A 26,488-nucleotide genomic window follows, 5' to 3' on the forward strand; every position below is an offset into this window, starting at 1 on the left:
AAAAATAGCATCCTCACGGGAGAATGACGACAAAATGCTGGGAGCATTTCATTAAAATAACGGTAAATTAGGTTATTTGTTTAAAAACATGCAAAATTACGAAATTTTATGCAGTTCGCGCTCAATAACTTAATTTTGCTTTTCTAAGAAAACCAAGGGATGAATATCTATAAAACACAAGTAGAACTTAAAGAGGCAATAACTCTTCAAAGCCCTTCAAAATTAGGTTTTGTGCCCACCATGGGCGCTTTACACGATGGACATTTATCTCTTGTTGAAAAAGCAATAGAAGAAAACGAACTTTGTGTGGTGAGCATTTTTGTGAATCCTACACAGTTTGACAACCTAAATGACCTTAAAAAGTACCCTAGAACTATTAAAAAAGATGCAGATTTATTAAAAACGCTTAGCGATCAGATTTTAATTTACGCCCCCAACGCAGAAGATCTTTATGGTGCAAAAATAAAGTCTTCCACCTTTAAATTTGGACCTATTGCAAAAGAAATGGAAGGAGCTTACAGACTTGGCCATTTTGACGGAGTGGGTACCGTCGTGAGTTTGTTATTTGACGCGGTACAACCTACTGCGGCTTATTTTGGGGAGAAAGACTTTCAGCAATTACAGATCATTAAGAAACTAGTTGAAATTAAAGAATACAATATTCGTATCGTTGGTTGCGATATAATACGTGAAACAAATGGGCTTGCACGAAGTTCGAGAAATACAAGACTAAGCAAAGTGCAGTTTGATGAAGCCGCACTCCTTTATAAAACCCTTCAAGAAGTTAAACAAAAGTGGCAATCATCCAGCATATTGGATCTTAACGGCTTTGTAAAAAATACCTTTGAGAAGCACCATTTGTTGGATTTAGAATATTTCGTCATCGCAAATGAAGCAACATTAAAAACGGCAATACGGAAGCGAAATACAAATACATATCGCGCATTTATTGTTGTAACCGCCGGAGAAGTAAGACTTATCGACACACTTAGTCTTGGAAAAGGATGAAAATCAACACCAAGGAATAATTATTTTTTGGTTTTATTTTCTGAAATCTTAAGTATCTTTGCCCTATGCTAATACATGTAGTAAAATCTAAAATCCACAGAGTAAAAGTTACTGGTGCAGACCTAAATTATATAGGTAGTATCACCATTGATGAAGATCTTCTTGACGCCGCGAATATTGTGGAAGGAGAGAAAGTGCAGATCGTAAATAATAATAATGGCGAACGTTTAGAAACGTATGCTATTCCTGGTCCTCGAGGAAGCGGAGAGATTACTCTTAATGGAGCAGCAGCGCGTAAAGTGGCTCCTGGTGATATCCTAATTTTGATTACCTATGCTTTGATGGGCAAAGAAGAAGCTCAAAAATTTAAGCCAAGTCTTGTCTTTCCTAATGAGGAGAACTTACTCACATAGTCTTGAAAAAAAAACTCTCAAAATTTTTACAAATTGCCATCCCGCTTGGGCTTGGTTTTTTTTTAATTTGGTATGTATACAGTAATTTCACTGAAGAGCAATTAGAAGACCTAAAGGCATATTTTAAAAATGCAGATTATGGCTATGTTCTTTTAGCTGTGAGTCTAAGTATTTTTAGTCATATCTCTAGAGCGTATAGATGGTTGTTTATGCTTGAGCCTTTAGGGTATAAACCTAAGCTAGCTAATAATTTTATGACCATCTCTGTGGCCTATCTTATGAATATTTTTATCCCTAAAAGCGGTGAGGTTTCACGCGGAATTCTTATGAGCAGATATGAAAATGTGCCATTTGACAAGGGTTTTGGGACTATTATTTCAGAAAGAGTGGTAGATCTCATTTTCCTCCTTGCATTTACTGTTCTGGCAATATCATTAAAACACGATATTCTCTACACCTATGTCACAGAGCTTATTCCAGTTCAAAAATTATTTATTTTGGGCGGTGCTGGACTTGTGTTTTTGGTGGTAGGTTATTTACTTCTGAAATATCTAAAATTAGCTTTTGTATTAAAAATTAAAGACTTTATTACTGGCCTTAAAGATGGGGTGATGAGTATCTGGACTATGAAGAAAAAAGGGGCGTTTATTTTTCACACATTTTTAATTTGGGGTTTATATGTGCTTTCCTTCTATACCGCAACGCAAGCCTTAGACGCTACTTCTAGCATACCGTTTAGTACATTGATTATTGCTTTTGTGGTAGGGAGTTTTACTTTTGCTTTTACAAATAGTGGCTTCGGAACTTATCCAGCAGCTGTTGCCGGTATTCTAGCTTTATTTGCTGTTGAGTTTACTTTGGGTACTGCGTTTGGGTGGATAGTGTGGACTTCAAATATCGCGGCAATTCTGATAATTGGAACCACTTCATTGATTGTTTTGCCCTTATATAACAAACGAAGAGTTACAAAAGAAAAAGCCCAATAATACTAGCAATAACAAGAATTACTCCTAGTATTAAAAAGGCAAATATATATTTTTTTTTAACTAATTTCACGTGTTAAGAAACTTCAGAGAGCACTAGGTTTTCAACAAAAGTTGTATTGTTAGCCCCCCATTGATGCAAAGGTTGATCACTAGGAAGACGCAATTGAGAGTTGATTAATTCTATTTCTTGATTTACAGTAGACATAGCGATATTAAGTTTATTTGCTAGTTTGTCAGAGTTGTGATAAAACCCAACGTACGCTAGAATTTTTAATTGGAAATCTGTAAAATTACTATAGTTTTCGATTTGTTATTTATATATTTCTTCAAGCAATTCTTTAGAAAATAGTCTTCATTGTTGTGTATTTCCTCCACACAAACCTTAACCTTTTCAATAGTATTATCACAGCTTAAATAACCAGAAACATTAAATTGCTTTGCAATTACTACATCTATTTCTTCTAGCGTATTAAATACTAAGATGAACTTTATTTTAGATCTTTTTAAATCGAGCTTGTTTAATTATGTCAACACCTAAAAGATCTTCATTTTTGGACTTAAAAGACACAAATTGTTAGATTTTCTCCATTAATATAGCGAAACGCTCTTACACTACTAAAGTTCACTCTTAGTGATGGAATAATTTTTACCTTTTAAAATTGTTTGATGTAGGTACTTTCGTTTTCGAAATCGTGTGCGATGAAAGCTTGATTCTTTTTCATAGCATTTATTCGGTCTATTAAAGACTAAATAAAGCATTGAATATCAAAATAAGCGTTGGGGCCGCCTTCCGTAAGGCATTAATGATCTTAATATAGAGATTAATTTACTTTATTCTTCTAAGGTACAAAAAAAGGAATTAAATAAGAAAAATAGATTGCCTAGATACACTTGTTTCTATTTTTGTCATCTAATAATGTACTTAATCCTATATGCTTGAGTGTATTTAAGATTTTGTAAGATAAATTCTCACCTAGTTTTGCGTTGAACTATACGTTAATTTTGGGCGTTATTTATGTTTTAAGTCGATCGCTTGAGTTTTGCCTAAAAAGCAATCAATATGTACTTTCAATTTTTATTATCTTTCACTTTTATAAAATTTCAGAAAAAATGAAAAATATCTTATTACTTCTTATCGCAGTGCTTTCTTATGGCATAGCGCCAGCTCAAACCATTTATGAAGAGTTTGAGTCAAGAAAACTGGATACCACCAGAAGACTTAAAATACAATTGCCTCGTAATTACGAACAGAATCAAGATAAAGTATATCCTATTGTGCTTGTGCTCGATGCAGACTACCTGTTTGAGCCAGTGGCGGGAAATGTGGACTACTTTAGTTACTGGGAAGATATGCCAGAGTCTATTGTAGTAGGCGTGATACAGGGTGACACTAGGTATGACGACGCCTATTATGATGATGTTAATTATATGCCGGTAGATAGTGGGGCTGATTTTTTTGAGTTTTTAGGACTTGAGCTTATCCCGTATATAGACTCTAAGTACCGTACGGCAAAGTTTATCATTACTGTGGGTCATGATTTTACAGCAAACTTTATTAATTATTATTTGTTTAAAGATCCGCCGTTGTTTAATGGGATTATAAGCTTGAGTCCTGATACAGCCCCATCTATGGGAGAACGCCTTCTACAACGAATTCCGGCAATAGAGAACAGAATGTTTTATTACCTCGCCACGGGTACGGATGATATAAAGGGATTACAAGAAGCTGCCATTGAACTTGATGCTCAGCTAAAGACGGTTAAGAGTGAAAAGTTTAATTACTATTTTGACAACTTTGAAGGAGCAACGCATTACAGCCTAGTAGGTCGCGGAATACCTAATGCACTCGAAAAGATTTTTGCAGTTTACAGGCCTATTAGTAAACAACAATATACAGATGAGTTAATGACGACGACAAAACCCATTAATGAATATTTATCAGAAAAATACCAAACAATCAAAGACCTCTTTGGCTTAGATAATCCTATTAGAGTAAACGACTATATTGCTACCGCAACAGCATCAGAAAAAAGAAAGCAGTGGGGATCTTTAAAAGCAATTGCTGCTATGGCGCAACGCGACTATCCGGATACCGTTCTTGGTGATTATTATATGGCTCGTTTTCTTGAAGAAACGGGAGAACCTAAAAAAGCGATGCGCACTTTTCAGGGAGCGTTTAATAAAGAAGAAGTGGAGTTTATAACAATAGATTTAATGCTCGACAAAGCAGATAAAATAAAAGAAGACTTCGGGTATTAATGTTAAAAGCCTCCAAGAGTTATGGGGGATTTTAATGTTTATTTAGCTAGAGCACATATGATTATGTCATTTAAAAATACTAAAAACTTTAATACGAGACAATACCTAGAAATAATTAAAAGTGGAAAAGGCGCGTCAATAATTAACTTGACACGCCTTTTTCACTTTTAATTTTTGCTTTAAAAATCACAGAGAAACAGCAATACCTGCGCTTCATGTTTTGATATTTTCGGTTCCCTATAAAGAGTCGTGTTAAAATTCATCAAACAAATAATGTTACCGTAAGAACACAAATATCTCTTTCACTTCTGAAATAATAATCAAGCAAAAAGTCCTATTTTTACATTGTACTTATGGCTAAAACAAAAACAAGTTTCTTCTGTCAAAATTGTGGCGCGTCCTTTGCAAAATGGCAAGGCCAATGTTCTTCCTGCAAAGAATGGAATACTATTGCCGAAGAAGTCATCCAGAAAGCAGAAAAAGTAAGCTGGGAAGTGGGTGAGGCAATAAAAGCACCATTAAATAGAAGCCGAAGTGCAAAACCTCTTAAGATTTCAGAAATAAATACAGCGGCAGAGGCAAGGATGGATACCCAAAATTGCGAACTTAACCGCGTTTTAGGAGGTGGATTAGTACCAGGAAGTCTTACGCTGTTGGGCGGAGAGCCCGGTATTGGGAAGAGCACCTTGATGTTGCAAATAGCACTACAATTACCCTATAAAACGCTCTATGTTTCAGGCGAAGAAAGTGCGACACAAATAAAGATGCGAGCAGAACGGATTCATCCAGATTCTGAAAATTGCTATATCCTCACCGAAACAAAGACACAAAATATTTTTCGCAATATTGCAGAAATGGAACCAGATATTGTCGTGATAGATTCCATTCAAACACTGCACACAGATTATATAGAGAGCAGCCCAGGGAGTATTTCACAAATACGCGAGACAGCTACAGAGCTTATCAAGTTTGCAAAAGAAACAGCAACGCCTGTTATTCTTATTGGACATATCACAAAAGACGGTAACATTGCTGGGCCTAAAATATTAGAGCATATGGTGGATACCGTACTCCAGTTTGAAGGTGATCGCAATCATATTTACAGGATTTTGCGGGCTAATAAAAACCGTTTTGGAAGCACAAATGAGCTCGGTATTTATGAGATGCAAGGCAGCGGGCTTAGAGAGGTTTCTAACCCTTCGGAAATATTAATATCGAAAAATGATGAAGATTTAAGCGGGACAGCTATCGCGTCAACATTAGAAGGAATGCGCCCTTTAATGATTGAAATACAAGCCTTAGTTTCTACTGCTGTTTATGGAACCCCGCAGCGCAGTGCCACGGGATATAATGCAAAGAGATTGAATATGATTCTTGCCGTTTTAGAAAAACGGGCAGGCTTTAAACTTGGCGCAAAAGATGTTTTCTTAAACGTCACTGGCGGAATCTCTGTAGACGATCCTGCCATAGATCTTGCCGTAGTGGCAGCGGTATTATCAAGTAATGTAGACATCGCGATTGATAAAAGAATGTGCTTTGCTGCAGAGGTAGGACTGGCAGGAGAAGTGCGCCCAGTACCCCGCGTTGATCAACGTATTCTAGAAGCAGAAAAACTAGGATTTGAAACCATCGTCATATCTAAATACTGCAAACTTCCAAAAATGAATTACGAAATTCAAATCGTGAAAGTGGCCAAGGTGCATGACGTTGTGAGACATTTGTTTGCGTAAAAACCAGAGTACATAAGAAGCCTGCTTTGCATCTTGCATCAAGTACGAGCCTCTTTAGATAATTACTAAACCTATAAAATCCTTGTGTACCTTAGGGCTTTTAAAACTTACTTTATATAATGAACAATTTATTGGCAGGCTTAGTAGGTGTCAAATAAATTTACCCTCTATTTATTGTGTGCGGAGTGCCGCTTAGATTCTAAAGGGAAAATTGAATAAAGCGGCTTTTAAGTAGCCATTTCAGATAAAAAATCTTCAATTAAGTGTTTTGAATGACTAGTAGGTAAGACCGGGAAATCAAACCAATCTTGTAGCTCTTTTTCAAACCCAAGAGCATTCAAATAACCATCCAAGGCACGGTTTAATCCATTGGTGTACTTTGGGTGATCTGCCCCGTTTGGATCTTCATGCCATAAGTCGTTTTGAGCAAATCCTTCAAAAACAGGTCCTGTAATTTGTATCCCGAAATCTTGTGGATTTTGTCCTATGGGACTGTGAATCGTGGTTGTAAATTGATGCCAGAATGCAGACTGAATACAGTTCTTTTCAAACAACTGCCTCACCACTTCTAAGGAGTCAATTGTTTCTTGCTCTGTTTCGGAGGGAAACCCATACATGAGATACGCGTGAACCAAGATGCCTTGCTCAGAAAAATTATGTGTCACTCTCGTAACTTGTGCAATATCCACTCCTTTCTTCATCTTAGCCAGCAGTCGGTCTGAGGCTACTTCTAAACCTCCAGTGACCGCAATGCAACCTGATTTTGCCATGACTTCACACAGTTCTGGAGTAAAGGTTTTTTCAAACCTAATATTGGTCCACCACCTGATGTCGAGATTACGTTCTATTAATTGTTCTGATAAAGCGCGCAGCATTTTTGGCGGAGCGGCTTCGTCCACAAAATGAAAACCAGTAATCCCTGTGTCCTTTATTATTTTCTCAATTTTGTTTACCAAATCAATGGCCGTGGTGTTTTGGTAATTCCCAATGTAATCCAAGCTGACATCACAAAACGAACATTGTTTCCAGTAGCATCCGTGAGAAATAGTTAGTTTGTTCCATCGCTCATCGGTCCACATGCGGTGCATAGGATTTACAACATCTAAGAAAGACACATATTTTTCAAAGGGTAATCCAGAATAATTGGGTGCTGGTAAATTTTTATGATGGTAAATAGTATTTGGAATTTTATTCTTGTAAACAACTTCATTGTTTTCGAGTACAAAAGTTCTTTCCAATTCATTTACATCCACCTTACCTTCCACAAACTTTACTATTTTAAGCAAAGGTCCTTCACCATCATCCAATGAAATGAAATCAATAAACTCAAAAATCCTTGGGTCTTCAAGAGAACGTAATTCTGTGTTGCAATAGCCACCTCCAAATGCGATTTTAATCATTGGAAAAAACTGCTTTATAAATTGAGAACAACGCAAGGCCGCAAACAAATTTCCGGGGAATGGAATGGTGAAACAAACTAAATCTGGACTGTGTTTTTGAATTCGTGTTTCTAAAATCGTGAACATTTCATCCTCAATCAACGTAGGTTGATATTGAAGTACCTCGTCTAATTGATCAAAGCTACTGGCTGAAGTTCCTATTTGCTCAGCGTATTTTGTGAATGCAAAAAACTCATCCACATTTGCTTTAATAAAGTCACCTATTTCTTCAATGAATAAGGTTGATAAGTGTTTTGCTTTATCAATAATCCCAAGGTCTCCAGCTTCCCATTTTATTGCGGTATTTACCTTCGATAATCTATGACCGATAGGTAAAAAACCTACTCCTAAAATACGATGTGCTGTTTCTAGATCCTGTTTTTGTAGAAAGCCAATAACAAGATCCACTCTTGAGATGTACTGCGCTCTCATTTTATGAATGTGCGGGTACTCGTGATTCCCTAAGTTCTGGGCTTCTTTGAAAACTGCATGCAAGAAATCGCTTGTAAATATAGAAGTGAATAACTCAATACTCAAATCCATATGCGCTACAGACACTTCTTTTTCTTCTAGAAAACCTTTAATGTAGGCAGTTGCCGGATACGCTGTGTTCAATTGAGTAAAGGGTGGCGTAACTAATAAGAGTTTGGCTTGCATGTGGCAAAGATAGCCTTCTTCAGAAACAAATGCAGCGATTCGTTCTCTTTTACAAGGTGCCAAGTAGGTTTCCAGTTTCTGTAAAAAAGGGGATAATTAGCTCAGGTATAATGCGACAAATACAAGCTCCTTAGTTTTTCTAAAATAAAATCTTGTAATTTTGAAAACTGAAATTTCCATCTATTGAAAAGGGGTTCATGCCAAACAAAAAACAAAATGATTCTGAGCTACAAGGCGTCACCCGCCTGCTTGTAGATGCTACTATAGAAGTAACAGACTTGGTGGAAGCTATGCACCATCGCATCGTCCATCCGCCTTTTTTACCTTCTACACCGGTTCAAAACTTTATTACCGATATTGTTGGCTTAGCATATAAAAACGTGCGATGGAGTACGAAGTTAATAGGCAAGGGTGCAGATAAGGCTTTAGGAAAACTTGCTTCTGTGATGGGAAACATAAAGACTACAGAAGAACAAGAAGTACTGCGCTCGGTTTTAAATGGGTTGATAGGTGACCATTTAGAGAAAACAGCCAATCCACTAAAGATTGATATGCAGTTTAGAAAACAAGGTGAATTCTTCCAGGTGGATCGCAAAAGCATTGAAACGGCATATCCCGACGTGAATGGAAAAATACTTTTGATGGTGCACGGCTCTTGTATGAATGATGTGCAATGGAAGTACAAAGAGCACAATCATGGGGAAGCACTAGCAGAGGATATAGTGGCAACACCTGTGTATCTTTATTATAATAGCGGTCGCCATATTTCGACCAACGGGCAAGCGATGAACCTTCTCTTAGAAGAATTAGTAAAAGCATGGCCTGTTCCTGTTAAAGAATTGGTCATTATTGGTCATAGTATGGGCGGCTTGGTAGCGAGAAGTGCTTTACACTACGGACAAGAGCAAAAGATATCGTGGACCAAGAAACTAAAAAAGATACTGTTCATCGGTACGCCACATCACGGGGCCTCGCTGGAGAAAGCTGGCAATTATGTAGAAGTTATATTAAAAGCGATTCCCTATGCAAAGCCCTTTGCGCGATTGGCAAAAATAAGAGGTGCCGGCGTGACAGATTTAAGGTATGGAAATTTATTAGACGAAGACTGGCAAGATATGGATCAACATACCGTACAAGGAGATCAGCGAACCCCCTTGCCATTGCCTAAAAAAACAGCCTGCTATAGCATCGCAGGAGTTGCTGGAAAAGCAACGGCGTCTAAAACTAAACAGCGCCTTGGTGATAATCTGGTAGGTGTAAAAAGCGCATTAGGACGACATAAAAACCCTGCTAAAAACCTAGACTTTAAAGAGGAACACACCTTTGTTGCTTATGAAAGTTCGCATGCAGGTTTATTAGGAAGTCAAGAAGTCTATACACAACTCAAAAAGTGGATGCTTTGATTTGATGCAAAAAAGAATGCAGGATTTATAATGCTTTTAAAATTTCAGAAGCTACACGTAATGATACGGTTACAGTACCATCATTATTTAAAAAGTAGAGGGTGCTTGTGTGGGATGCTAAAACTAAAGTTGTTCCGATTGAAAATAAGTGTAACTTTAATCTCCCTTAACGGTGATTACTGCCCACTATATTTTTAATTAGGAAAAGAGCATCCGAATGAAAACAGAAAAAAACATCGCTTTAGAATTCAACGATTTTTCGAAGAATTACACGCACGACATGATAGGGTGTGTACCTCATTATTTGCAGTTGCTTTCAAGTTTTGTAAGCCATCTACCAGATTCTTTTACCCCGCGATCTATTCTAGATCTAGGAAGTGGTAACGGAAATGTTACCGCGCAACTTATTCCTCGTTTTCCAGATGCAACATTCACACTGGTTGATGCATCTGAAGAGATGATTGATTTGTGCCGTACTCAATTTAAGGACTATGATATTATTTATGAAAATAAATACTTTGAAGATTTCTCATTTAAGGAGAAAAGCTACGATATGGTGGTGGCAGGATTTAGTTTGCATCATTGTGACACAAGCGAGAAGCAAGCTATTTTTAAAAACATATATAAGTCATTAAAGAAAGGTGGACTGTTTTCTTACAGTGATTTAATGATAAGTAAAACAAACCGCGACCATGAAGACGTGCTAAAAAAATGGAAAGAATTTGTACACACCACCTTTCCCGACGGTGAGAAATGGAACTGGGTGATGGAACATTATAAAGAGTTTGATAAACCAACAGATTTTCAACTTCAAAAAGAGTGGCTATTACAATCTGGGTTTTCCACTGTCGAAACTCCATTTAGAAAGGGTTATTGGATGTATGTTCAGGCAGTAAAATAAGGTAGGCCAAGGGTGCTTAACATCTGCTCAACAGGAATATCTAAAAACTAAACATCCATATCTGGCGTAAAAAAGCATAAAAAAAGAGCCTACATCTCAAAAAGTATAGGCTCTTTCAAACGTATTAACTTGCTTAGTTTGCAGCGTCAAACAACATCTCTGCTACTAATTTTGAAGAGGCAGGATTTTGCCCAGTAATCAAGTTGTCGTCTTGTAAAACGTATTCTGACCAGTCATCACCTTTAGAGTAAATTCCGCCATTTTCCTTCAACATATCTTCCACTAAAAAAGGTACTACGTCTGTCAATGCGACTGCTGCTTCTTCAGTATTTGTAAAGCCCGTTACTTTTCTGCCTTTTACTAAAGGATTGCCATCCGTCCCTTTTACATTTTTTAATGCTGCTGGCGCGTGACAAACAAAGGCAATAGGTTTTTTTTGTTCGTTAAAAGTCTCTATTAATTTGATGGAGGTTTTATCTTGAGACAAATCCCATAAAGGCCCGTGACCACCCGGATAAAATACTGCGTCGTAATCTGCAGCATTAATTGTTGAGAGTTTAAGAGTAGTGTTAATTCGTTCTTGTGCTTCTTCGTCTTTATCAAATCGTTTTGTAGATTCGGTTGCAGCATCTTCTTTGTTACTTGAAGGGTCAATGGGTGCTTTCCCTCCTTTTGGGGTTGCGAGTGTAATGTTCACACCTTTATCTTTAAGGATGTAATATGGACTTGCAAACTCTTCTACCCAAAATCCGGTTTTTTCTCCGGTATCTCCTAATTCATCGTGCGATGTTAATACAAATAATACGTTCATGCTCTTTTCTTCTTTTAGATTATTATTATGTTTTACTTCGGAAACATTATTTCCTTTTTCATTTTTGGTATTACAACTGAAGAATGCTACTAGCATCAAAGCAGTTACTATGTTTTTTACTGTTTTCATTTTTATATAAATTATGCTACAAGAGTTACAAGATCATCCATACTTTTTCTAACCTTTACAAGGTCTACTAGCCAATCATCTGATGCGTCTCTATAACCAATAGGTAATAGCACGGCGCTTCTTAGTCCTTTCTCTCTTAATCCAAGGATTTCATCTACTGCATTTGCATCAAATCCTTCCATAGGTGTTGTGTCTACTTTTTCAAATGCAGCAGCCGTTAAGGCTTCTGCAAAAGCAATATAGGCTTGCCTAGCAGCATGGTTAAAGTTTTCTTCTGCATCTTTTTTCGGATACAAGTTTAGTAGTTGCTGGCGATAATTTTCCCAACCTTCATTTTTAAAACCACGAATATCATTGGTAAGGTCAAACATATAATTAATACGTTCTACCGTGTAAGTATCCCAAGCTGCAAACACTAATAAGTGAGAGCATTCTGTCACTACAGATTGATTCCAGGCTACAGGCTTGATTTTTGCTTTAACTTCATCGCTTGTCACCACGATTATTTCAAAAGGTTGCAATCCACTAGAAGTGGGTGCTAAACGCGCCGCCTCTAAAATTCTATTTACCTTCTCTTCTGCTACTTTTTCACCATTCATGGCTTTGGTAGCGTATCTCCATTTTAATATTTCTAACAATTCTGTTGCGTTTTCTTTCATTTGACCGTTTTAAATTTGGTTATTGTAATTCGTTCTTGTGTGATAATGTGATTACTAGTTCATCAAGGGTGTTCTTTAACTGCTCGATATCTGCGAGTTTGACAGTGTCTGTAAACAACATTTTTAATAATTTTTCAGGAACCTGAGCCGCTTCCGCTTTAAGCTGTTTCCCTTTTTCAGTTAATTGAATAATGATACTGCGTTCATCTTTGTTAGAGCGCTTTCGGCTTATGATATCGGCTTTTTCCATACGTTTCAATAAAGGAGAAACAGTGTTAGTGTTTAAAAGCAGTTTTCCTACAATATAATTGACAGAAACACCATTTTTTTCCCAAAGCACAATCAAAACAAGATATTGGGGATACGTAATACCCATGCCATCTAAATAAGGTTTATAGGCCTTAGTTAAAAGTCTTGAAACTGAATAAAGCGGGAAACAGACTTGATTGTGCAATTGTAACTGTTCCGATTTTTTCATTATATGTTGTTTTAAAAACGCGTAAACTTATATCGCCCACGATACAAATGTACGAGGCAGGTTTTATTCTTGAATGCTATTTAAGAAGACTTTAGGATATAGGTCAAGTAAATTTAGGCTGCAGGATTAGGCATCGCTACATGAACCGCTTCAATCTCTTTTAATATTTCCGCAGAAAGACGAACATCAATACTGTTTATGTTTTCTTCAAGTTGTTTGAGTGAAGTCGCTCCAATAATGTTTGAGGTCACAAAAGGGCGGTCATTGACAAAGGCAAGTGCTAATTGTGTTAGGCTTAAATCGTATTTTTTTGCAATCTCATTATAGGCTTGCGTTGCTTTTATTGAAGATTCGCTTGAGTATCTCGAATAATTAGGGAATAAGGTAACGCGCGCATTTTCTGGGCTTGCACCATCTAGATATTTACCAGATAACATCCCGAAGGCGAGCGGAGAGTAAGGCAGGTAGCCTATGTTTTCCATCTGGAGCACTTCTGTCAATCCAACTTCATCGCGGCGTTGCAGTAGGCTATAGGCATTTTGGATGCTCACCATTTTAAGTTTGCCTTTGCGACGCTCTTCCATATACCGCATGGCTCCAAAAGGAGTTTCGTTACTTAGCCCTATATGTTTAACCTTCCCTTGCTTTACAAAACCTTCTAGGTGTTCTAAAATTTCGGATATATTGTCTTCCCATTTTGCATTAGGCTCGTGATTGTAATCTCGCACGCCAAAAATATTAACGACTCTTTCTGGCCAGTGTAATTGGTACAAGTCAAGATAATCTGTTTGCAAACGCTTCAGACTTTTATTTAAGGCATCTTCAAGAGATGCGAGGCTAAAATCTAAATTTTCTCGAATATCTGAAAAAATACCACGTCCCGTTCCTGTGATCTTAGAGGCAAGTACGATGTCTTTACGCCTGCCAGTGTTTGCGAGCCACGTCCCGATAATTTCTTCTGTACGGCCATAAGTTTCCTGAGTAAAGGGTACTGAGTACATTTCTGCGGTGTCAATAAAATTGACACCTTTTTCGAGGGCAAAGTCTAATTGTTTGTGTCCTTCTGCTTCTGTATTTTGTCTTCCCCAAGTCATCGTGCCTAAGCATATTTTTGAAACGTTGAGGTCTGTGTTTGGGAGTGTGGTATAGCGCATTTTATATTTTATTGTGGTAAAGCTATTGATTAGAACTTTAAAAAGCTACAAAAAAATGATGTTTGGCGATAGAAAGTCGGTTTATAAGAAGCTTATTTTAGTGATTGCTAGTTTGGGTATCCTATATTCTCCTTTCTTCTAAAATATGCGAGATATGAACGCTAAGTCTTATGGATAAACCAAAGATACAGCCTTAAAATTTCCGAAGAAAAAAAGCAATAAAAAAACCCTATTTCATGCTTGTAATATTTCCGAAGAAAAAACTATCTTTGCAGCGTTAAAAAAGAGGGTGCTTTTTGTGCCCGTAGATAACTTAATTAGAAACAGTTAATAATGTCACAAGTTACAGGAAAAGTTGCACAGATTATTGGGCCAGTAGTAGATGTTGAGTTTGCTAGTGGAGCAGTGCTTCCACAGATTTACGATAGTCTTGAAGTAAATAATAACGGAAACAAGTTAATTCTTGAAGTACAATCTCACATGGGTGAAAACACCGTAAGAACCATCTCTATGGATTCTACAGATGGTTTGAGCCGTGGCGTGGATGCTATTTCTACAGGTGCAGCGATACAAATGCCTATTGGACCAGATATTTATGGTCGTCTTTTTAACGTGATTGGTGATCCTATCGATGGTATGGCCGCGCTTCCTAAAGAAGGAGCAGACGGTTTACCGATACACAGGGATGCACCTTTATTTGAAGAACTTTCAACTTCTTCTGAGGTACTTTTTACTGGTATTAAAGTAATTGACCTTATTGAGCCTTATGCAAAAGGTGGAAAAATTGGTCTTTTTGGTGGTGCCGGAGTAGGTAAAACAGTATTGATCCAAGAATTGATTAATAATATAGCAAAGGGTCACGGTGGTCTTTCAGTATTCGCAGGAGTAGGGGAAAGAACACGTGAAGGAAATGACCTTTTAAGAGAGATGCTTGAGTCTGGTATTATCAAATACGGTGATGACTTTATGCACTCTATGGAAGAAGGCGGATGGGATTTGTCCAAAGTAGACAAGATGGAGATGAGAAAATCTAAAGCAACATTTGTTTTTGGACAAATGAATGAGCCACCAGGAGCACGTGCACGTGTTGCATTATCAGGTCTTACAATTGCTGAGTATTTTAGAGATGGAGCAGGTGACGGACAAGGGAAAGATGTACTTTTCTTCGTTGATAATATTTTCCGTTTTACACAAGCAGGATCTGAAGTATCTGCACTTCTTGGACGTATGCCATCTGCAGTAGGATACCAACCTACACTTGCAACAGAGATGGGTGCGATGCAAGAGCGTATTACTTCTACTAAAAAGGGTTCTATTACATCTGTACAGGCAGTATATGTACCTGCAGATGATTTAACAGATCCAGCACCAGCAACAACGTTTGCTCACCTTGATGCAACTACAGTATTATCTAGAAAGATTGCAGAACTAGGTATTTACCCAGCGGTAGATCCTTTAGATTCTACATCTAGAATCTTAACAGCTGCTATCTTAGGCGATGAGCATTATGACTGTGCGCAACGTGTAAAGATGTTGTTACAACGTTATAAAGAATTACAAGATATTATTGCCATCCTTGGTATGGAAGAATTATCTGAAGAAGATAAACTTGCAGTAAACCGTGCACGTCGTGTACAACGTTTCTTATCACAACCTTTCCACGTGGCAGAGCAGTTTACTGGGATCCCAGGAGTATTGGTTGATATTAAAGAAACAATCAAAGGATTTACAATGATTATGGACGGTGAGTTAGATCATCTTCCAGAAGCAGCATTTAACTTGAAAGGTTCTATCGAAGAAGCGATTGAAGCCGGAGAGAAAATGAACGCGGAAGCTTAAAAAATAGTAGTGAGTACTTAGTATTGATTTGTTAGTGGTTTATGCTAAACACAATACTAAGTACTAACTACTCAATACTAAAAATATGTATTTAGAAATAGTAACTCCAGAAGCATCCTTAGTAAGTGGTGAAGTAGAAAGTGTAACGGTTCCAGGAATGGACGGTGAGTTTCAGATGTTGAACAACCACGCGGCTATTGTAGCATTACTAATGGAAGGAACGGTAAAGTTTAAAGGAAATCCAACCATTGCTGAAGGATATCAAGAAAAATTTACTCAGAATGATGGACAATGGTCGATGGCAATCAGCGGCGGTACTATCGAGATGAATAACAATAAAGTGATGGTGCTGGCAGACTAAGGCTTATAAATCACAAAACAAAAATCCCAAATTCCAATTTATGGAATTTGGGATTTTCTATAACATCCTTTTTAGGCTAACCAACTTCAGACTATCTTTGAGGAGTGTTACCAGATAAATTAAACCATAAATTAAAAAACCGTGAGCGTGAAAACTCCTTGCGCAAACTAGGCACGCCCAATACCCTTATAGATTTTGCGAGCAACGATTATCTAGGCTTTAGTAAGAACAATATTATCTTTTCATATGCTACGGAAATTTTAAAGCGGGACAACCTCGAAGCAAATGGAGCAACAGGCTCTCGACTCCTGTCAGGAAATCACAAGATCTACACAGAGACAGAAAAAATAATTGCATCCTTTCACAATAGCGAAGATGCCTTAGTGTTCAATAGCGGCTACGATGCAAATATTGGCTTCTTTAGTAGTGTTCCACAGCGTGGAGATATTATTATTTTTGATGAACTCTGCCACGCTTCTATAAGGGACGGCATTAGAATGAGTAATGCTAAAGCCTTTAAGTTTAAGCACAATGATTTAAAAGATTTATCAAAATTACTAAACAAAAAGATCAATAATTCTCTCCTTCCGGGAGAGACGTCCTTCGGACAGAGAGAGTTAGTCACCCCAGACCAAATTTACATCATCACAGAATCCATTTTCTCTATGGATGGAGATCAACCAGATCTTAAAGCAATAGCGAGTATCTCTCAAGAGTACAAGTGCAGCTTAGTAGTAGATGAAGCACATGCGGTCGGTGTTTTTGGAAAAAAAGGAGAAGGCCTGGTTCAAGAACTAGGACTAGAGGACGCGGTGTTTGCAAGAATTATAACATTTGGCAAAGCCTTGGGTTGTCACGGCGCAGCTATCTTAGGGAGCAGTGAATTAAAGGAGTATTTAATAAACTTCGCGCGAAGCTTTATCTATACAACGGGATTACCACCTAACGCAGTTGCGACTATTCAAGCAGCTTATCATGAATTAGAAAATGGAACAACAGCACGTGAACTCTTAAAAAGTAATATTGCAATATTACAAAATGAAGTAAATAAGAATCATTTAGAAATTGATTTTATTTCTAGTAATTCTGCCATTCACAGTATTGTGATTCCTGGAAATGCTCAAGTCAAGAAAGTTTCCGAAGAAATAAAAACACTTGGATTTGATGTAAAACCTATTCTATCACCCACCGTAACCGAAGGACGAGAGAGACTCCGTATTTGCTTGCATAGTTATAATACGAAAGATCAAATTCAGCAGCTTGTAGTATCTTTAGGTAGCTATTTAAAGATGAAAAAGTAATGAATGACAATTATACCATACTTGACGTTTTTGAGTATTCTGCGGAGGCACAGATTTCAAAAATAAAACTAGAGGCAGAAGGCTTACAAACGTTGCTTATGGATGAGAAAACAATAGATTCAGATCCTCTTATTAGTGGTGCGATAGGGGGTGTCAAGTTGCTCGTGCATAATGATGATTTAGCAAAAGCAAAACGAATATATAGTGAAATCAGAGTCTACGCAAAAGATGCGAACGACCAGTTGTTCACGTGTCCTAATTGTTCATCTCACAAAGTCTTAATTGCACCCCTAGAACGTAAAAATATATTCTTTATGCTTTTCCCTTTTTTTGAAAAGACAAAGCGGAAGTGCACTATTTGTCAAACAATATTTTAATGAAAGACACTTATTTTATTACCGGGATTTCAACAGAGGTAGGCAAAACCATTGCATCTGCCATCATCACAGAAGCGCTAGAAGCAGATTATTGGAAACCTATTCAAGCTGGCGAACTCGACAACAGCGACACGCATAAAGTAACAGGATTAACTTCTAACCAGAAAACAGTTTTTCACCCTTCTGCCTATAATTTAAAGACTCCCATGAGTCCGCACGCCGCGGCTAATATTGACGGAGTTACTATTTCTGTAAAAAAAATGAAGGTGCCCACCACTAAAAACAACTTGGTTATTGAAGGGGCAGGAGGATTATTAGTGCCGCTTAATGAAAATGAAACGATCGCAGACCTCATACAACCCACAGATAAAGTAATCATTGTTTCCCGTCATTATTTGGGAAGCATCAACCATACATTATTGACCGTTGAAGCATTAAAATCAAGAAATCTAAACATACACGGAATACTATTTAGCGGCGCAGAACATCCTACTACAGAAAAGATTATTGCAACGATGAGCGGAGTAACGATATTAGGACGTATCGAAGAAGAGCCTTACTTTGATCAAAATGTGGTGAAAGAATATGCTGCGATACTAAAGTCAAAACTTTAGAAACAAGACTTCGGATTCACGACCTCAGAATCTAGAGCCAAGATTTAGGATGGTTTGACTCAAGATCATAATAGAGAAATACACGCGATATTTTTAGTCATCTGTCACGCAGAGCGCGCAGCAAACGATCGTAGTTCCTAGTTCAATTCCATTAACTTTGTAAAATGAAATTAACCCAAAGAGACAAAGCCCACCTCTGGCATCCACTTACCCAACACAAAACGGCATCTGCGCCTCTAGCTATTGTAAAATCAAAAGGAGCCTTGCTTTGGGATGAAGATGGCAAAGAATATATAGACGGTATTGCATCTTGGTATACAAGTATGTATGGGCATTGTAATGAATATATTACAGCTGCAATTACAAAGCAAATGCAGGAACTAGATTTTGTAATGTTTAGTGGACTTACACATAAACCGGCGATAGAATTATCTGAAAAGTTGATGGAGATTTTACCCTCCAATCAAGCAAAAATATTTTTTAACGACAATGGTTCTACAGCGGTCGAAGCAGCCATAAAAATGGCGTTGCAGTTTCACCATAATGGCGGTGAAAAACGGGATACCCTTATTGCTTTTGAAAACGGATTTCACGGCGATACTTTTGGAGCGATGAGCGCTTCTGGCATTGCGAGTTATAATGCTCCTTTTGAAGATTTTTTGTTAAAAGTGGAGCGTATTCCGGTTCCCACAGATGATACTTTAGCCGAAACCTTAAACACCCTAGACCAGATTTTACAAAACAATAAGTGTGCGGCTTTCTTATTTGAACCCCTCGCACAAGGAGCAGCAGGAATGAAATTTCACACTGCTGCAGGTCTGGATGCACTGATCAAAAAATGTCAAGAACATCAAGTGCTGTGTGTCGCTGATGAAATTATGACAGGCTTCGGGAAAACAGGAACTAATTTTGCCTGCGATCAATTGACGCAACAGCCAGATATAATGTGCTTAAGTAAAGCACTTACGGCTGGGCTGTTTCCGTTGAGTATAACAAGTTGTTCAAAAGAAATATATGATGCTTTTTTAAGTGATGATGTTCATAAGGCCTTTTTTCACGCGCACACTTTTAGTGCGCATCCTTTGGGATGTGCTGCAGCCATCGCTGGATTAGACTTGTTAAATTCGCCAGAAATAATATATAAAAGAAATTGGATTGAGGAATGTCATCAGGCATTTGTAGCGAAAATAAAGAAACACCCAAAAGTAAAAAACGCAAGGAGTAAAGGGGTGATTTTGGCAATAGATTTAGCAATTGATATGGATCGATACGGAAGTGTACGAGACGAGCTATATCAATTCTTCTTAGAGAGAGGCTTGTTAATTAGACCACTAGGGAGCACTATATACTTGTTGCCACCTTATGTGATTACTGAGGAAGAATTGGAGAAGTGCTATTCTATGTTTGAGGAGGTATTGAACAGTTTTAAACTTTTTAATAGATAAGAATTGCGATTCTTAGGAGCAATTTAATTTCTGAAACGTGATCGCTTGATTACCTTTGCATAAATTATACAGATTGAAACATCCCATTTCTATAACACATATTTCATCTATTTCTGCATTAGGCGTTGCGCCCGAAACTGTCTGGAAAAACTACTGTGAAAAAGCGCGACTGTTTTCTAAAATGGATGGGGATTGGGTGTCTAAAATTTCAGCAGAAAATGAACTAGCTATTGCTCAACTCATACAAGAAAAGACAGCGTACAGAAACCTGGACCGGACGGTATTACTTGCGATATTAAATGCACGTGCATGTGTAACATCTTTAAAATTTCAGCAGAAAAGAATAGGAGTCAACGTTGGATCTTCTAGAGGTGCGACGGGACTATTTGAAGGGTATCATAAGCAGTTTTTGGAGCGCGAAAAAGTATCTCCGTTTGCATCACCCACCACCACGATGGGAAATATTTCTTCTTGGGTCGCACAAGATGCAGGGCTGGATGGTGTCACCATAGATCATTCTGTCACCTGCTCAACAGCGATGCATTCATTGTTAAACGGGATCGCCTGGTTGCAAGCAGATATGGCAGATGCATTTTTAGTAGGAGGGAGCGAAGCAGCGTTAACACCTTTTACGATGGCGCAAATGAAGGCCTTGAAACTATACACAACATCAGATAATGTGCTGGCTTGTGAGTCCATGCGATTTGAAAAAACTAGAAATAGCATGGTCCTAGGCGAAGGTGCTGCCATGGCGCTTTTAGAGCGAGGGGTTTCAGAAAACTCACTGGCAGTTATCGCCGGTTACGGTTTTGCATCAGAACTATTAGAACATAACAGTTCAATTTCTGAACATGCAGATTGCTTTCAAAAATCAATGAAGCGCGCACTTAGTGCGGCCGGCTTAGAAACGGTAGATGCTATTGTAATGCACGCGCCAGGAACAGTAAAAGGAGATATGGCGGAGAAAAATGCCATTGACATTATCTTTGGGAAACAGATACCTTTATTAACTTCAAATAAATGGATGCTAGGGCACACCTTTGGCGCAAGCGGAATGTTTAGTGTTGAGCTGGCGGTATTAATGTTGCAACAAAACACCTTTATCGAGAATCCATATTTCAGCAATGCAAGACGCCTTCCGGAAACGCTTAAAACAGTGCTGGTAAATGCTGTAGGGTTTGGGGGAAATGCTGTTAGTATAATTTTAGCTTCTCCTTCATAGAGGCGCGACGGCTAGCTTTCCTTACTGCCAGAACCAAGGTAATTCGCTGTTTATTTTTTCTAAATTTTGTATTGTAATGCTCCGAAGCTTGCTTCCTCTTTAATTGTTCATTTTGTCTTAATTCTTGTTTCCTTAAAGTCGGGTTTGAGTAATAGTAACTTTGTTAGTAATATTTAACAATAGGCCTACACGAAAACAGGAATTTATTTATTTTTGGGCTATGACAGAAACAAAACATAATTGGACTAAAGATGAGGTAATGGCAATCTACAATAAGCCATTAATGGAGTTGTTGTATGATGCAGCGACAATGCATAGAGAGAATCATAATCCAAATCAAGTGCAGGTTTCTACCTTACTTTCAATTAAAACTGGCGGATGTCCAGAAGATTGTGGTTATTGTCCGCAAGCAGCGCGATATCACACTGACATTGAAGGAAATGATTTAATGAGTGTACAACAAGTAAAGGCCCAGGCACTAAGAGCAAAGTCAAGCGGAAGTTCGAGAGTATGTATGGGGGCAGCGTGGCGTAACGTAAAAGACGGTGCAGAATTTGACAATGTATTAGAAATGGTACGTACCATCAACAAGCTTGATATGGAAGTATGTTGTACCCTAGGTATGATTACAGAAAACCAAGCGCAACGTCTTGCAGAGGCAGGTTTATATGCCTACAATCACAACCTTGACACCAGTGAAGATTATTATAAAGATGTCATTTCGACACGTGCTTTTCAAGACAGATTAGACACGATTGATAACGTGCGTAAAACAAATGTCACTGTTTGTAGTGGCGGAATCATTGGAATGGGAGAACAACTAGAAGACCGCGCGGGAATGCTCGTAGCATTAGCTAGTTTAAGTCCGCAGCCAGAGAGCACTCCTATTAACGCCTTAGTTCCCGTTGCAGGAACACCTATGGAGCAATTTGAAAAAGTCTCTATCTGGGAAATGGTACGTATGGTAGCAACTACAAGAATCATATTGCCAAACACACAAGTACGACTTTCTGCAGGAAGAACAGATATGTCTCGTGAAGGACAAGCCATGTGCTTCTTTGCTGGAGCCAATTCTATTTTTGCTGGAGATAAGCTTTTAACCACGCCAAATCCAGATGTAAATGAAGACATGAAAATGTTTGACTTGCTTGGATTAGTGCCAATGAAACCTTTTGCAAAGAAAGACCAACCAGAATCTGTAGATGCACAATACTCTAAATACCAAGCGCAAGGTGAAAAGCCAAAATGGTCGAGACCTGGGCATGTTATTGAGCGTAATGTTGAAGCAAAGGCTAAATCAAAACTTTAGATTTTGAAAATCAAGACCTCATTCTTATTTGTACTTTTACTCAGTATATTGTACATAAGCTGTGATGTAGATGATGAAGATAAATCATGTCTTGCCCCAAGCTCAGCAACTATTACAGAGCTTGGGTTTACAAGTGTGCGTATAGAAGTAGCAGCAGAAAACGTACGTGAGTATGTGGTGCGTTATGGAGAAGAAGGGGTAGACCCTTTGAGTCCAGGTTTGTCTATAGCGTATTTTAATACTTTAGAAGTTATTGTGACCAACTTAACTTCAGGTCAATCATATGACTTTTATGTGAGTGTACTTTGTAACAATGGGCAATCTAGTGCCCCTGTTGCTATATTAAATGTGACCACAGCTTCAGAGATAGAGACGGTTTGTTTTCCTCCTATGAACGTGACATCTACAGTCATTGATTATAACGAGACTTTAGTTGCTTGGGAAGCAAGCGTAGACAACGAGCTTTCTTATGAAATAGAATACGGTTTCACAGGTTTTGAACTTGATACTGGAATACAAAAACAAGCTTTTGAAACCACTTTGTTATTAGATGCTTTGCTCGTAGGGACATCCTATGATTATTATATACGTTCCTATTGTGAAGTGGAAGTAAGTCTATTTGATGGCCCATTTATGTTTACTACAAGAGCCTGTGTGCTGCCTACAAACTTTATGGTTTCTGAAATATCAAGCACAACCGCACTTGCCTCTTGGGAAGGAAATGGTGAAGTCTCTTGGGAGCTAGAATACGGAGCAGCCGGTTTTGAATTAGGTGATGGAGAAGTCATTTTTTTAGGGGAGACCGAAGTAGTACTAGAGAGCTTAACATCAGCTATTATATATGATGTTTATCTGCGCGCTAATTGTGGACCTAATGGGCGAAGTAAATATATTGGCCCAGTTACATTCACAACATTGTAATCTCTTTACAACCTTTTTGCTATTTTTATCGAACTAATAAAAGGTTGTAGTTTACAGTATTTAAAACAAACTAAAAATAATATCTTTATCAAAACCAAAAACTCTTTTAAAATGAAAACACTTTTTACTTTTATTCTAGCACTCGCATCTACTGCCATATTCGCTCAAGCCTACACAGGTCAGGGGGATACTAAGTTTCAGGTTGGTGCAAATATTCAAGCAGAAGGAACTGGTATTAACGTAACATACGACGCTGGTGTTGGGGAGAATATTTCATTTGGTGTTTCTAGTATTTACCTTTTAGGGGTGACAGATTTTCCTGAAGAATTGTTAATAGAAGAAGCGGAGTTTTTAGACCGTTTTGACCTGCGTGCACGTTTTAATGCAAACTTGAGCAATGTGCTTAATATAGATGAGAACTTTGATTTATATCCAGGGCTTAACCTGGGTCTAAAGAACTTTGGAGGGCACCTAGGTGCGCGTTATTTCTTCACAGAGGGTTTTGGGGTGTACTCTGAGGTTCAGGTGCCATTTGCGTCTTATAAGAAAGATGAGGACTATACATCAGAGGAGCTCCCTAGAAAAGAATTAAACAACCAGTTTAATGTAAGTATAGGAGCGGTTTTTAATATTTAAGTCGCTCGTTTATAAACTCATAAATCATAGCGGACTCCCAGCCACGATAGAGCAGGTAGTCCGCTACTTTTTTGCGCTTTTTTGAGGTGGAGGTTTCTTTTTCTATTTGACCTAATCGTTTTTCTGCTAGGGCATCAAAAGTGGTATAGTAGTCTTTTGGGTCAATCTCTTTTAAAGCGAGCTTTATATTATAAGCAGAGATTTTACGCAGCTTTAATTCACGGGTAATCCTATTTCGTCCCCATCTTTTGATTCTAAACTTCCCTCTAGCAAAAGCCTGTGCAAAGCGTGTTTCGTTTAAAAAATTATGTTGGATGAGGTGCCCAAAGATCTCATCCATAGCCTGTGGGACCATTCGCATTTCTCGTAGTTTCTTATCTATATCATTGTGACAACGCTCTTGATAGACGCAGTAGCGTTCTATCTTGCGCTTTGCTTCTTCTAGGGTGTATGTTTTAATGGGTTGATGCATGTGTTGTCCAAAGGTAGCGTTTGCTAATAGATTTGCCATTAAGATTTATTCTGGGTTACACTTATTATTTCTTGATGCTATCTAGTGGGTAAAACACTCCAGAAGAGAGTGTAAGAAGTGATTTCAAAAAAAAACCCCTCACTAAATAAATAGCAAGGGGTTAATCTGTTTTGTTCTAAAGCTCACACTAAAGAACGGGGTTAAATTATCTCGTTACCATCTTTATCTTGAAAGTGGTATTCCAGATACGTGTAAGCATCTCTTGGTTGGATTTTTACCCATTTTTTGTGCTCCATAAACCATTTATGTCGCGCTGATGGAAAACCTTTTGTTAAAAAGGCTGCTATAAAAGGGTGCGCATTAAGCGTTACCTTTTTATAGTCTTTTGTTAAGATTCGTTTTACATCTTCTGCGATTTTACTAACGACCGTTATAGGAGCTTCTATCTCGCCACTTACTGTGCCAGGAGCATCTTCACGGGTTTTAATGTTCATCTCAGGACGTACACGTTGTCTTGTTATTTGGATTAAACCAAATTTACTAGGAGGCAAAATCTTATGCTTTGCTCTGTCGTCTTTCATCTCATCTCGCATATGATCATAGAGTGCCTTGCGATTTTTTGCTTGAGCCATATCTATAAAATCAACTACAATAATACCACCCATATCACGTAAACGTAATTGTCTGGCAACTTCTGTAGCTGCGATAATGTTAACTTCTAGCGCTGTATCTTCTTGGTTTTTAGATTTATTGCTACGGTTACCACTATTCACGTCTATAACGTGCATGGCTTCTGTATGTTCTACAACTAAGTAAGTACCTTTAGTACTTGATACGGTGCGACCAAAAGAAGTCTTAATCTGTCTATCTACACCATATTTTTCAAAAATAGGCACGTTAGAATCATGATGTTTGACAATATTCTCCTTGTCTGGTGCAATGCTCTGCACATAATCTTTTATTTGTAAATAGAGCGTTTCGTCATCTATGCATATATTAGTAAACGAGTCGTTAAAGACGTCTCTTAATATGGATGCTCCTCTATCTAATTCACTTAACACCTTACTAGGGTGGTGCGCCCCTTGTAGCTTTTTACACATCGCATTCCAGCGATCCATAAGACTTTGTAAGTCTCTATCCAGTTCTGCTACTTTTTTGCCATCTGCTACAGTGCGTATAATAACACCAAATCCTTTAGGACGTATGCTCGTTATTAATCGCTTTAATCTTTCTTTTTCTTCTTTGCTTTCTATTTTTTGTGAAATAGAAATACGATCTGAAAAAGGTACTAAAACAATATAACGACCTGCGATAGAAAGCTCAGAGCTTATACGCGGTCCTTTTGTAGATATAGGTTCTTTTACGATTTGTACCAGAATAGATTGATTTGACTTGATGGCGTCATTGATGCCACCGTGCTTGTCAATCTCTTTTTCTAATGGAAAATCCTTTAAAGAATAATCTTTAAGTTTACCTGTGCTTACACGTTTTACAAACTTCAGTAGAGAGGCGATCTTAGGACCAAGATCATGGTAATGCAAAAATGCATCTTTCTCGTAGCCTACATTAACAAATGCAGCGTTGAGACCCGGAACAGTTTTTCTGATTTTTGCGAGATAAATATCTCCCACAGAAAACTTGTTATTTTCTTCCTCTTTGTGAAGTTCGATGAGTCTTCCATCTTTAAAAAGAGCAAAATCAACTTCTTGTGAACTGGATCTAATAAATAATTCTGAGTTCACGATAATTAATTTTTATTCCGATCCCAAATAAATTGGGTTTTTCGGAATGGATTAAACAATAATTTTCACAGGATTTTTTACAAGCTATTACACTATGCAATAGGCTGTATAAGTATCCGTAGAAATGTCACTCAGTACAGGTTATGACTGGATGCATTTCATTTTCAAAGAACGATTGTAATTCATATTAGCTGATGTTCAACTAGCTAATAAAGAAAAAAG

General features: G+C 37.9%; 25 protein-coding genes. 17 read left to right on the forward strand and 8 right to left on the reverse strand.

Annotated elements, in window-relative coordinates; translation table 11 throughout:
• Positions 1–159: 159 nt before the first annotated feature.
• The 3 genes from panC to ABXT71_RS04965 all read left to right on the forward strand — a co-directional run bounded on the left by panC (position 160) and on the right by ABXT71_RS04965 (position 2,407).
• Positions 160–1,008 (forward strand): pantoate--beta-alanine ligase, encoded by an 849-nt coding sequence (gene panC, locus ABXT71_RS04955; protein WP_415372745.1) that lies wholly within the window; start codon positions 160–162, stop codon positions 1,006–1,008.
• A gap of 65 nt (positions 1,009–1,073) precedes the next feature.
• Positions 1,074–1,421, forward strand: a complete 348-nt coding sequence (panD, locus tag ABXT71_RS04960) for an aspartate 1-decarboxylase (RefSeq protein WP_415372746.1) — start codon at positions 1,074–1,076, stop codon at positions 1,419–1,421.
• A 2-nt stretch (positions 1,422–1,423) separates the two neighbouring features.
• On the forward strand, positions 1,424–2,407 hold the full coding sequence (locus tag ABXT71_RS04965) for a lysylphosphatidylglycerol synthase transmembrane domain-containing protein (protein ID WP_415372747.1): 984 nt from the start codon (positions 1,424–1,426) through the stop codon (positions 2,405–2,407).
• A 73-nt stretch (positions 2,408–2,480) separates the two neighbouring features.
• Here the strand turns inward: ABXT71_RS04965 and ABXT71_RS04970 are convergent, their stop codons facing one another.
• On the reverse strand, positions 2,481–2,612 hold the full coding sequence (locus tag ABXT71_RS04970; RefSeq protein WP_415372748.1) for a hypothetical protein: 132 nt from the start codon (positions 2,610–2,612) through the stop codon (positions 2,481–2,483).
• Between the two features lie 905 nt (positions 2,613–3,517).
• Between ABXT71_RS04970 and ABXT71_RS04975 the strand changes: the two genes are divergently transcribed.
• Complete coding sequence (locus ABXT71_RS04975; RefSeq protein WP_415372749.1) at positions 3,518–4,666, forward strand: alpha/beta hydrolase; 1,149 nt, start codon at positions 3,518–3,520, stop codon at positions 4,664–4,666.
• A gap of 353 nt (positions 4,667–5,019) precedes the next feature.
• Positions 5,020–6,396, forward strand: a complete 1,377-nt coding sequence (radA, locus tag ABXT71_RS04980; RefSeq protein WP_415372750.1) for a DNA repair protein RadA — start codon at positions 5,020–5,022, stop codon at positions 6,394–6,396.
• Between the two features lie 227 nt (positions 6,397–6,623).
• On the opposite strand, the gene ABXT71_RS04985 is transcribed toward radA, so the two are convergent.
• Complete coding sequence (locus tag ABXT71_RS04985) at positions 6,624–8,555, reverse strand: B12-binding domain-containing radical SAM protein (protein ID WP_415372751.1); 1,932 nt, start codon at positions 8,553–8,555, stop codon at positions 6,624–6,626.
• A gap of 134 nt (positions 8,556–8,689) precedes the next feature.
• Between ABXT71_RS04985 and ABXT71_RS04990 the strand changes: the two genes are divergently transcribed.
• Both ABXT71_RS04990 and ABXT71_RS04995 read left to right on the forward strand, forming a co-directional pair.
• Positions 8,690–9,895, forward strand: coding sequence for a hypothetical protein (locus ABXT71_RS04990; protein WP_415372752.1), 1,206 nt, complete (start codon positions 8,690–8,692; stop codon positions 9,893–9,895).
• 217 nt (positions 9,896–10,112) lie between these two features.
• On the forward strand, positions 10,113–10,796 hold the full coding sequence (locus tag ABXT71_RS04995) for a class I SAM-dependent methyltransferase (protein WP_415372753.1): 684 nt from the start codon (positions 10,113–10,115) through the stop codon (positions 10,794–10,796).
• Positions 10,797–10,929: 133 nt separating this feature from the next.
• Here the strand turns inward: ABXT71_RS04995 and ABXT71_RS05000 are convergent, their stop codons facing one another.
• The 4 genes from ABXT71_RS05000 to ABXT71_RS05015 form a co-directional block, all read right to left on the reverse strand.
• A complete protein-coding gene (locus ABXT71_RS05000; protein ID WP_415372754.1) occupies positions 10,930–11,736 on the reverse strand; it encodes a type 1 glutamine amidotransferase domain-containing protein in 807 nt (268 codons plus the stop codon).
• An 11-nt stretch (positions 11,737–11,747) separates the two neighbouring features.
• A complete protein-coding gene (locus tag ABXT71_RS05005; RefSeq protein WP_415372755.1) occupies positions 11,748–12,395 on the reverse strand; it encodes a nitroreductase family protein in 648 nt (215 codons plus the stop codon).
• A 19-nt stretch (positions 12,396–12,414) separates the two neighbouring features.
• Positions 12,415–12,873 carry a MarR family winged helix-turn-helix transcriptional regulator gene (locus ABXT71_RS05010; protein ID WP_415372756.1) on the reverse strand — a complete coding sequence of 153 codons (459 nt, stop codon included), beginning with the start codon at positions 12,871–12,873 and terminating at the stop codon, positions 12,415–12,417.
• 113 nt (positions 12,874–12,986) lie between these two features.
• Positions 12,987–14,027, reverse strand: a complete 1,041-nt coding sequence (locus tag ABXT71_RS05015; RefSeq protein WP_415372757.1) for an aldo/keto reductase — start codon at positions 14,025–14,027, stop codon at positions 12,987–12,989.
• 333 nt (positions 14,028–14,360) lie between these two features.
• Here ABXT71_RS05015 and atpD point away from each other — a divergent pair, with 333 nt between their 5' ends.
• From atpD to ABXT71_RS05065, 10 genes are all read left to right on the forward strand, one after another.
• Positions 14,361–15,866, forward strand: a complete 1,506-nt coding sequence (gene atpD, locus ABXT71_RS05020) for a F0F1 ATP synthase subunit beta (RefSeq protein ID WP_415372758.1) — start codon at positions 14,361–14,363, stop codon at positions 15,864–15,866.
• Between the two features lie 85 nt (positions 15,867–15,951).
• Positions 15,952–16,227, forward strand: coding sequence for a F0F1 ATP synthase subunit epsilon (locus ABXT71_RS05025; RefSeq protein WP_415372759.1), 276 nt, complete (start codon positions 15,952–15,954; stop codon positions 16,225–16,227).
• A 104-nt stretch (positions 16,228–16,331) separates the two neighbouring features.
• On the forward strand, positions 16,332–17,528 hold the full coding sequence (locus ABXT71_RS05030) for an aminotransferase class I/II-fold pyridoxal phosphate-dependent enzyme (protein WP_415372760.1): 1,197 nt from the start codon (positions 16,332–16,334) through the stop codon (positions 17,526–17,528).
• On the forward strand, positions 17,528–17,905 hold the full coding sequence (locus ABXT71_RS05035) for a DUF2007 domain-containing protein (protein WP_415372761.1): 378 nt from the start codon (positions 17,528–17,530) through the stop codon (positions 17,903–17,905). Before ABXT71_RS05030 ends, ABXT71_RS05035 begins: the two co-directional genes overlap by 1 nt.
• Positions 17,905–18,519 (forward strand): dethiobiotin synthase, encoded by a 615-nt coding sequence (bioD, locus tag ABXT71_RS05040; RefSeq protein ID WP_415372762.1) that lies wholly within the window; start codon positions 17,905–17,907, stop codon positions 18,517–18,519. Before ABXT71_RS05035 ends, bioD begins: the two co-directional genes overlap by 1 nt.
• 164 nt (positions 18,520–18,683) lie before the next feature.
• Positions 18,684–19,964, forward strand: coding sequence for an adenosylmethionine--8-amino-7-oxononanoate transaminase (bioA, locus tag ABXT71_RS05045; RefSeq protein WP_415372763.1), 1,281 nt, complete (start codon positions 18,684–18,686; stop codon positions 19,962–19,964).
• Between the two features lie 73 nt (positions 19,965–20,037).
• Positions 20,038–21,186: a beta-ketoacyl synthase N-terminal-like domain-containing protein gene (locus ABXT71_RS05050; protein ID WP_415372764.1), complete on the forward strand. Its 1,149-nt coding sequence runs from the start codon at positions 20,038–20,040 to the stop codon at positions 21,184–21,186.
• Between the two features lie 220 nt (positions 21,187–21,406).
• Complete coding sequence (bioB, locus tag ABXT71_RS05055; RefSeq protein WP_415372765.1) at positions 21,407–22,495, forward strand: biotin synthase BioB; 1,089 nt, start codon at positions 21,407–21,409, stop codon at positions 22,493–22,495.
• A 3-nt stretch (positions 22,496–22,498) separates the two neighbouring features.
• Complete coding sequence (locus tag ABXT71_RS05060; protein ID WP_415372766.1) at positions 22,499–23,416, forward strand: hypothetical protein; 918 nt, start codon at positions 22,499–22,501, stop codon at positions 23,414–23,416.
• Positions 23,417–23,527: 111 nt separating this feature from the next.
• A complete protein-coding gene (locus tag ABXT71_RS05065) occupies positions 23,528–24,052 on the forward strand; it encodes a DUF6646 family protein (RefSeq protein ID WP_415372767.1) in 525 nt (174 codons plus the stop codon).
• On the opposite strand, the gene ABXT71_RS05070 is transcribed toward ABXT71_RS05065, so the two are convergent.
• Together ABXT71_RS05070 and ABXT71_RS05075 are read right to left on the reverse strand one after the other, a co-directional pair.
• On the reverse strand, positions 24,042–24,563 hold the full coding sequence (locus tag ABXT71_RS05070) for a regulatory protein RecX (protein WP_415372768.1): 522 nt from the start codon (positions 24,561–24,563) through the stop codon (positions 24,042–24,044). The genes ABXT71_RS05065 and ABXT71_RS05070 overlap by 11 nt on opposite strands.
• A 161-nt stretch (positions 24,564–24,724) precedes the next feature.
• Complete coding sequence (locus tag ABXT71_RS05075; RefSeq protein WP_415372769.1) at positions 24,725–26,266, reverse strand: Rne/Rng family ribonuclease; 1,542 nt, start codon at positions 26,264–26,266, stop codon at positions 24,725–24,727.
• Between the last annotated feature and the right edge of the window lie 222 nt (positions 26,267–26,488).

Origin of the sequence: Patiriisocius sp. Uisw_047, assembly GCF_047730165.1 — a bacterium.
GTDB lineage: Bacteria > Bacteroidota > Bacteroidia > Flavobacteriales > Flavobacteriaceae > Patiriisocius.